At 35.6% G+C, this 7,747-nt stretch carries 8 protein-coding genes; 7 read left to right on the plus strand and 1 reads right to left on the minus strand.

All coding sequences use genetic code 11. The features are described 5' to 3' along the window. Positions 1 to 194: 194 nt before the first annotated feature. The 7 genes from BGX12_RS16170 (at position 195) to BGX12_RS16175 (ending at position 7,570) form a co-directional block, all read left to right on the plus strand. Positions 195 to 1,295 carry an acyltransferase gene (locus tag BGX12_RS16170; RefSeq protein WP_109736803.1) on the plus strand — a complete coding sequence of 367 codons (1,101 nt, stop codon included), beginning with the start codon at positions 195 to 197 and terminating at the stop codon, positions 1,293 to 1,295. A gap of 16 nt (positions 1,296 to 1,311) precedes the next feature. Then, a complete protein-coding gene (locus tag BGX12_RS14835) occupies positions 1,312 to 2,529 on the plus strand; it encodes a glycosyltransferase (protein ID WP_109736804.1) in 1,218 nt (405 codons plus the stop codon). Between the two features lie 256 nt (positions 2,530 to 2,785). After that, the gene (locus BGX12_RS14840; RefSeq protein WP_158278283.1) at positions 2,786 to 3,715 is read left to right on the plus strand and encodes an O-antigen ligase; all 930 of its coding nucleotides are present in this window, start codon (positions 2,786 to 2,788) and stop codon (positions 3,713 to 3,715) included. Further along, complete coding sequence (locus tag BGX12_RS14845) at positions 3,712 to 4,827, plus strand: glycosyltransferase family 1 protein (protein ID WP_109736806.1); 1,116 nt, start codon at positions 3,712 to 3,714, stop codon at positions 4,825 to 4,827. Before BGX12_RS14840 ends, BGX12_RS14845 begins: the two co-directional genes overlap by 4 nt. Further along, on the plus strand, positions 4,824 to 6,017 hold the full coding sequence (locus BGX12_RS14850; RefSeq protein WP_109736807.1) for a glycosyltransferase: 1,194 nt from the start codon (positions 4,824 to 4,826) through the stop codon (positions 6,015 to 6,017). Before BGX12_RS14845 ends, BGX12_RS14850 begins: the two co-directional genes overlap by 4 nt. A gap of 5 nt (positions 6,018 to 6,022) precedes the next feature. Next, positions 6,023 to 6,829, plus strand: coding sequence for a glycosyltransferase family 2 protein (locus BGX12_RS14855; protein ID WP_109736808.1), 807 nt, complete (start codon positions 6,023 to 6,025; stop codon positions 6,827 to 6,829). 615 nt (positions 6,830 to 7,444) lie between these two features. Further along, on the plus strand, positions 7,445 to 7,570 hold the full coding sequence (locus tag BGX12_RS16175) for a hypothetical protein (RefSeq protein WP_370245674.1): 126 nt from the start codon (positions 7,445 to 7,447) through the stop codon (positions 7,568 to 7,570). Between the two features lie 73 nt (positions 7,571 to 7,643). On the opposite strand, the gene BGX12_RS15965 is transcribed toward BGX12_RS16175, so the two are convergent. Then, positions 7,644 to 7,747: hypothetical protein (locus BGX12_RS15965; RefSeq protein ID WP_370245675.1), on the minus strand; the 104-nt coding region annotated here is incomplete at its 5' end.

Consider the following 7,747-nt stretch of genomic DNA (forward strand, 5'->3'; position numbering starts at 1 on the left):
GAACAATCGGCCGAGAAAACGACTTGGATTTCTCACCCCATTAGAGTATATTTCTAGGCAAGTTAAACAAATTTACTTGGCGACTTAAATTCGCCAATAGAAAAAATAAAATCTTTAGGTTGGAATGTTAAGGGTGATATGAAGGATAAGATATTAACTTGCATTTCACATTTGTTTCAAGAAAAAAAATCTAAATGACTAAAAATTTCGACCTATTCCTTTATACTTGCGATTACGAGTACATCGTAATATTCTTGGTTATTTTAATTCTTTTCATTATTGGACTAAAAAAGAAAGATCTGAAATCAGAGAATCGATTTACATTTTCACTAGACAAGAACATTTCCTCCGCATTAAAGGGCATTTCATGTCTAATGATTTTACTAGGTCATTTTGCCCAAATGCAATTGGATTACACAATAGGCGATCCAAAATCTTTAAACTCTATAGTTTCTTGGACATTACCAAATATTGCGTTAGCTTGGTTCATGTTTATTTCAGGATATGGCCTAACAAAAAAAAATCAAGACCCAAATAGTCTCAAAAAAGAGTGCCTGTCTAGAAATCTTAAGGTTTTTCTACCAATGATTGCAACCTTTTGCATTTCACTGATTTTGTACGTAATTCTCCCAATCAAATTCAACAACCAAGAAATCTCTTTTTACCATATTCCTGACGAAGCTGTCCTAATAAAGCGGTTCTGCATCACAGACATTCCTTACATTTTACTCGGCTCTATTAGGTGGTACTGGTACGTTTGGTGTATCATAATATTCTATACAATTTATTACACATCGATTTACATATCCACTCATATTTTCAGTGGAAAAAAAGCTTCCTGGACGCTACTTTTTTTGCTAGTTCTATACTATATAGCAGCATTCAACATTCTCGGCCAATCCCTCGCCCACTACTACCGTTTAACCTGGGCGTTCTTTCTCGGTCATATATTCGCTCAATGGAGAAACCTGCCAATATGCCCGAAATGGGCAATGATACTGATATCTTTAAGTTCATTCATATTCGAAAATTCTCATATGATAATTAGTTTTGTATTAGCAGTAGCGTCCCTTGCTCTCTGCTCAGCAATAAACAAACATTTTGACTTTAAAGGAAAACACTTGCTATTCCTAGGATCGATCAGCTATTTCTACTATTTGTGTCATCGACGAATTTCATGGATCATCCTTTGTTACCTCGGTATTCATGACGTTCTGTGTTGGACAGTTTTTTCAATAGTCACAGCTTGGTTGATTTACATTGTATACAACAAAACCGTAAAAAAATTTCTTTAACATTTTTAGGAAGATAATGAAACCTTGTATTTTTGAAATAAACTTCAGCAATGTCGGAAGCACAGGCGGTATAATGCTACAAATAGCTGATACCGCACAAAAACAAGGTTACAACGTCACAAATTGTTGTCCCGACAGCAGAACGAACCGTTTGAAAAAACGTTCTGATACATGGCTTATGGGCAATCGAATATCTAGAAATATTCATGTTTGTTTCAGAAAAATATTTGGATTAACAGGATTATTTTCATTCTGCGCTACTCTAAAACTAATAAGAAAAATGAAGTTGCAAAAGTGTTCTTTGGTACACTTACATAACATACACGGAGACTTTCTAAACCTACCGCTTCTATTTCGATATATCAAAAGCAACAACATTCCCGTTATTTGGACACTTCATGACTGCTGGGCATTTACCGGTCGATGCCCGTACTTTGAATTGACTAAATGTCAAAAATGGAAAACAGGATGTAACAAATGTCCTTATTCAAAGAACTTGTATCCAGAATCAAAAATTGATGCAACACACTTTATGTGGAAAAAAAAGAAAAAATGGTTTACAGGATTAAAAAACTGCACCATTGTGACACCATCGGAATGGCTCGCCTCTCTAGTAAAAAAATCATTTTTGCGAGATTATTCAGTAAAGGTTATAAACAACGGAATTGATCTAAATATATTCAAGCCTGTAGAGTCCGATTTCCGTTTAAAGCATCGTTTATTAGAAAAAAAAATCATTTTGGGAGTAGCATTTGGATGGGGTTATCGTAAAGGACTTGATGTATTCATAGAACTTTCCAAGCGCCTACCTAAAGAGTACCAAATTATTTTGGTAGGAACAAATCCTGATTTGGACAACATTCTTCCAAAAAACATTCTTTCAATAAATAGAACACACAATCGTGAGGAGCTTGCAGACATATATTCAGCCGCAGACGTCCTTGTAAATCCTACGAGAGAAGAAAATTATCCTACCGTAAATATGGAAAGCATTGCCTGCGGTACTCCCGTAATAACATTTAAAACCGGAGGAAGTCCAGAAATTGTTGACGAAAAATCCGGATCAGTAGTAAATTATAACGATATAGATTCTTTAGAAAAAGAAATCATTCGAATTTGCACAACAAACCCATATACAAAAGAGAAGTGTTTAAGCCGAGCGAACTCTTTTGATATGAAATCAAGATTTGAAGAATATATTAACTTGTACAACGATGTACTAAAAATTGATTGACGCCATGTACTGTCTTAAAAAGAATACTGTATTAGACCACGTAGCTGTGTTTTTCATTCTCTGGACATCAGGTTCAGTATCCGGATTCATGCTAAACGCATCTATACTTGTACCTTTATTTTTGATTTTTTCCGTGTATTATTTTTTTAGCAGAAAGCGAAAATTTGAAAAGAACGCATTCGTTGCGTACTTGTTTTACATCATCATCCTTCTAGCAAGCTATTTTTTTGTAGGAAAAACACATTCACCTAGTGACATGAACATTTTCTCTGTTTACTTAATGTTAGCAACAGGAGCTTTACTCACATTTCAATCAATAAATTTCGAATCCCTTAAGCATGCATTTCTAAACGTGGTCACGGTCATCGCCACAACTGGACTTGCTTTATTTTTATTACATTCATTAGATCTACTACCAACAGTTCATGTCTACAAGCACGGATCCTCTATTCCGTACATGATGTTTGCATTCAACAACTTCGGATGGTTCAACTCATTCAATCGCTTGGCAGGTCCTTATTGGGAACCAGGAGCATTTCAAATAATACTGAACTACACATTGCTGATTTTTTTTGAAGATTTATCCAAACTGAGACTTGCCAAAAATGATGCTTTAAAATTATTGATTATCGTATTTGCTGTTATTATGACAAAATCAACTACAGGATATATTTTTCTTGCCATCTTTTCAATTTTTGTGATTTTCAATTCAAAAATGACAAAAAAAAATGTCGTACGTTTTTTAGGCATCGGACTTGCAATTGTTTTTTCATGTTTTGCAATTTTTTCATCTGACACAATCCAAAAAAAATTTGACCAAAAAGGAGAAAAGGGGTCATCTTACGAAATAAGACAAGCAGACAATTTAGCAATGCTACAAATGACAATTGAACGTCCATTCGTTGGCTATGGCATTGTTTCCAATGAATTTAGGCAAAGAGGAAAAGTTTTAGGAAACGTGACGTCAAGTAACGGACCACTTGCAATCACTTCTCAAATTGGAATACCCTTTTTTCTTCTATTACTATTTTTCAACCATAAAGCGCTAAAACAGTTGCACTACAAAAGAGCGAAACTCTTATTATTCATGATTATTTTATTAAACTCGTCCGAAGTTTTTTTCTATTTCCCTCTTTTCTTCATTTTTATTTTCATTAACAAAACTCACAATGAGGTAGAAAAATGAAAATTATGATTTTTGAAACTGTAATTTCAGGGCATGTTTTAGAATGGATTCACCATATTTACGAATACGCATCGAAAGAAAAAAATGAATATGTTTTTGTATTGCCACCAACTTTTAAAGATGAACAATCTCGCCTTACCTGGAGTCATGCAAACAACATTGAATTCGCATATTTATCTGATATTGAAGTGGTAAAATGTACAAAGGGAGGTCTGTTAAAAACAGCATATGAAGCCTCTCGAATTATACAGAATTACGTCAAATTATTTCGTGCCGACGAATTGTTTTTGATTTTTTTGATGAAAACAATCCCTTTTTTACCCTTTTTTTTACCTTCTAACGTAAAAGTTTCTGGTGTACTGTATCGAATTTATCTATACGATTCAACAAAAGCTGGCTTTAGACTTTTTCTAGAAAAAATCCGTTATTGGATTTTGGCAAAATCAAAAACAATAAAGAACGTTTTCGTGCTGAATGATGAAAACGTTCCTTCAAAGTTCAATCACAAATATAGGACAAATAAATTTATATACTTACCCGATCCGTTACCTCAAATTGATGGACCATTTTATGATCTTCGCAATGAATTGGGGATTCCATCCTTGAATAAAATTTTTTTTCAATTTGGGACGATTGATAAAAGAAAAAACTCTTTAACAATTTTAGAAGCGTGTTTATTAATGTCCGAAGAGGAATGCTCTGATAAAACATTGATTTTTTCCGGACGTTTCGATCCAACAATTAAAGATGAATTTTGTCGATTGGTAAGTTTATTAAGAAATAAGATGCAAGTGATTATTCTCGAAGGCTTCATCTCTTACCAACAGCTGAATAACCTATGCTTTACAACAGACTACATAATGACTTTGTATGATAATGTTTGCCAAAGTTCAGGAACAATTGGATATAGTGCATTTTTTGGTAAATGTGTGATAGGCCCATCAAACGGCTTATTAGGTGATTTGATAATTAAGAATAAATTAGGTGTTGTAATAAACCAAATCACTCCTGAAACAGTAAAGCAAGTCATGCTTAGTCCAATAGAAAAGCAACAAACCACATATATATCTTCACATTCTGTTGATGATTTTTGTAAGGTGTTATTCAAATGAAAAACATATTAGTCCTATCTAAAATATATCCTGCAGATGATTTGAAATATGGCGATACAAAAGTTGTTCATTATTTCGCAAAAGAATGGCAAAATTTGGGATACAACGTAAAAGTCATCCACAATTTGGTTTTGTTTCCAAAAATAATTCTAGCTTTCGCTTACAAATTTCAGAAAATACTCGCATCTAAATTCGGTGCCGTAGTACCTTTTTTCTTCGACAAAAAGGTTCGAAATTATTTAGTTGATGGTGTTGACGTTTGTCGCATTCCTATTATGAAATTTATACCCCATGGAATGTTTTCAAAGAGAAGAACCCGTAAACAATTCGAAACTATATTACAAGAATTAGAAAAAGATGGTTTTATCCCAGACATTGTTGTTGGCCATTGGTGGAGTCCTCAGCTAGAGCTGTTGTCAATGTTGAAAAAAAAATATTCTTGTAAAACATGTATGGTTGTCCATAACATAGATTCCCGAAAAAAATCAAAACCATACCTGCAATATTTTAAAGATATAGATATTTGGGGTATGCGTTCAAAAACTATACAGAAGGAGTTCATCAAGATCTTTGGATCGGATTATAAAACTTTTTTATGTTTTTCAGGAGTACCTGTCCAATATGTTTGCGGAAATACTCATACCAATTTTAATCGTAAACCATTAGCTATAACTTTTGTTGGAAACCTAATTGAAAGAAAACATCCACTGGAAATTTTAAAAGCAGTAGCAACTTTGCCCGAACCAACAGTTTCCTCCATTACATTCATTGGTGATGGAGCGGAAAGAAAAAGGTTACATGATTTCGCTGTGGAAAACAATCTGCTAGAAAAAACACACTTTTTAGGACGAATCTCTAGAGACAATGTTTCTGAAGAACTAAAAAAGGCAGACGTTTTTGTCATGATTAGCGAGGAAGAAGCTTTTGGCTTGGTTTATCTTGAAGCTATGGGAGCAGGTTGTTTGACGATAGCTTCAAAAAATGAGGGCATGGACGGAATCATTATCCACAACGAAAATGGTTTTTTAAGCAAAGCAGGAGATAGCAAAGATCTTGCCAAGATTTTATGCGAAATATATGAGATGAGTTGTGAAGAAAAAAAGCGAATTTCAGACAACGCTGTTAAAAGCGCTCTAGACAACACAGATTTTTTGGCGGCACAACGATATATAAACCAAGTGGAGAGCTAATGTCTTTGAAAATAACTCTTATAACATCTTGCTTTAACAGAGAAAAGACAATTGCCGGAGCAATAAGATCTGTTCTTAGTCAAGACTATGACAACATTGAGTATATCATTGTTGATGGCAAATCAAGGGATTCCTCCTTTGAAGTGATAAAGGAGGCTGTCAAGGATAACCCTCATAACTTTGAAATCAAAATTGTTTCCGAACCTGATCATGGTATGTATGAAGCCATCAACAAAGGTATCCGCATGGCTACTGGTGATGTAATTGGATTGGTTCACTCTGATGATTTCCTGTATGACAATAATGTTGTTTCTCAAATTGTCAAACGATTTGATGAAACTTCAGCTGATTTTGTTTATGGGGATGGAATTTTTGTCCAAGAAAACAATACTAGTAAAATTGTCCGTAGATGGATAAGTGGATGGTATGCTCGATTTAAGGTTCGGTTAGGCTGGTTGCCGTTACATCCTACTTGTTACATCAAACGTGAAATGATGGACCATGAAGGTCTGTATGATGAGTCTTATCGCATTGCTGCGGATACAGATTTGTTAGTTCGTTATTTATATTACGGATTTGGGTATGATCAGCAAGGAAATAAAAGAAAACTAAAAGTTGCATATCTTCGCCGTTTTGTTGTAAAAATGCGAATGGGTGGATTGTCCACGGATCCCCTAAAGCGTAAGCAAATGTGGAATGAGGACATACGAGTTTACCGAGGTCATGGTTTTTTTCCGGCCATTTTGATAAAAATTTTAAAAATGACATGGAAAGTTCCTCAGTTCGTAATGGCAAAAATAAAAGGTGTATAGAATTGATCAGGTTGTGAAGAAACGCTATGATTATATTACGCTTTTGAAGTTTGTTGCCATTTTGATGATAACAAACTCCCATTCTAAATGGATGTATCCCGATAGCTTGTCTTCTTTGGCTTGCGGAGGGGCCCCCTTCCTCAGGTCAAAATGTCCGCTTTTCAACTCCTAAATTCGGGGTGGAAAGGGGATTTTCATGTCCAAAAAAACTACCGATACAACCCTCAGGGATTCCTTTCTTGAACGCATAAAGAAGCCGGTGAATATACCGGAGCAAAGTACACCGTGAAACCGGAGTAATGGAAACCGGCGTACCGGTCAAACGGAAACCGCGTCCCTGAAAATGCAGTTGACTCACATTTTGTGATTTGCTTTTGGCTGGATAAGACCTGCATCTCGCATTCGCATATACATGCCGCCTTTGGATATGCTTGTTTGCGAATGGCTCGCGCGAACAAGATTAAGAATCACGCGCGGTCCCAACATTCTGAATTGAGCAAAAAAATAGAACTATCAAAATGGTTTCCTTGAAATCGGTATTGCAGTTTCCTCCATTCCGGACTAGCGGTTTTTTCTGGCCGGAATATTCAGCCGGGATGCCCTTCGGTCAAGACCATCGCCGAGGAAATGGGATTGCCAAAAGCTACATTGTATTCATGGATTGCCGCTGAATGGCAACGCAACCGCCAAGGCATCACTATGAATAGAAGAATTCCACCAAAAATTCTTTGTTCATTGTAACGGTATTCAGGTTTTGTTTTTACACCCGCAAAGATTCCGAGATAACGGTTTGCTGTATTTTCTACGATAGATTCTATTTTCTGTGGAAGTCGTCTTCCACGCGGATGATATCGTCTTCGCCAGTGTATTCGCCCACCTGGATTTCAACGATGACCAGCGGGAGGCGACCCTCGTTCT

Source organism: Fibrobacter sp. UWR4 (assembly GCF_003149045.1).
Classification (GTDB): Bacteria; Fibrobacterota; Fibrobacteria; order Fibrobacterales; family Fibrobacteraceae; genus Fibrobacter.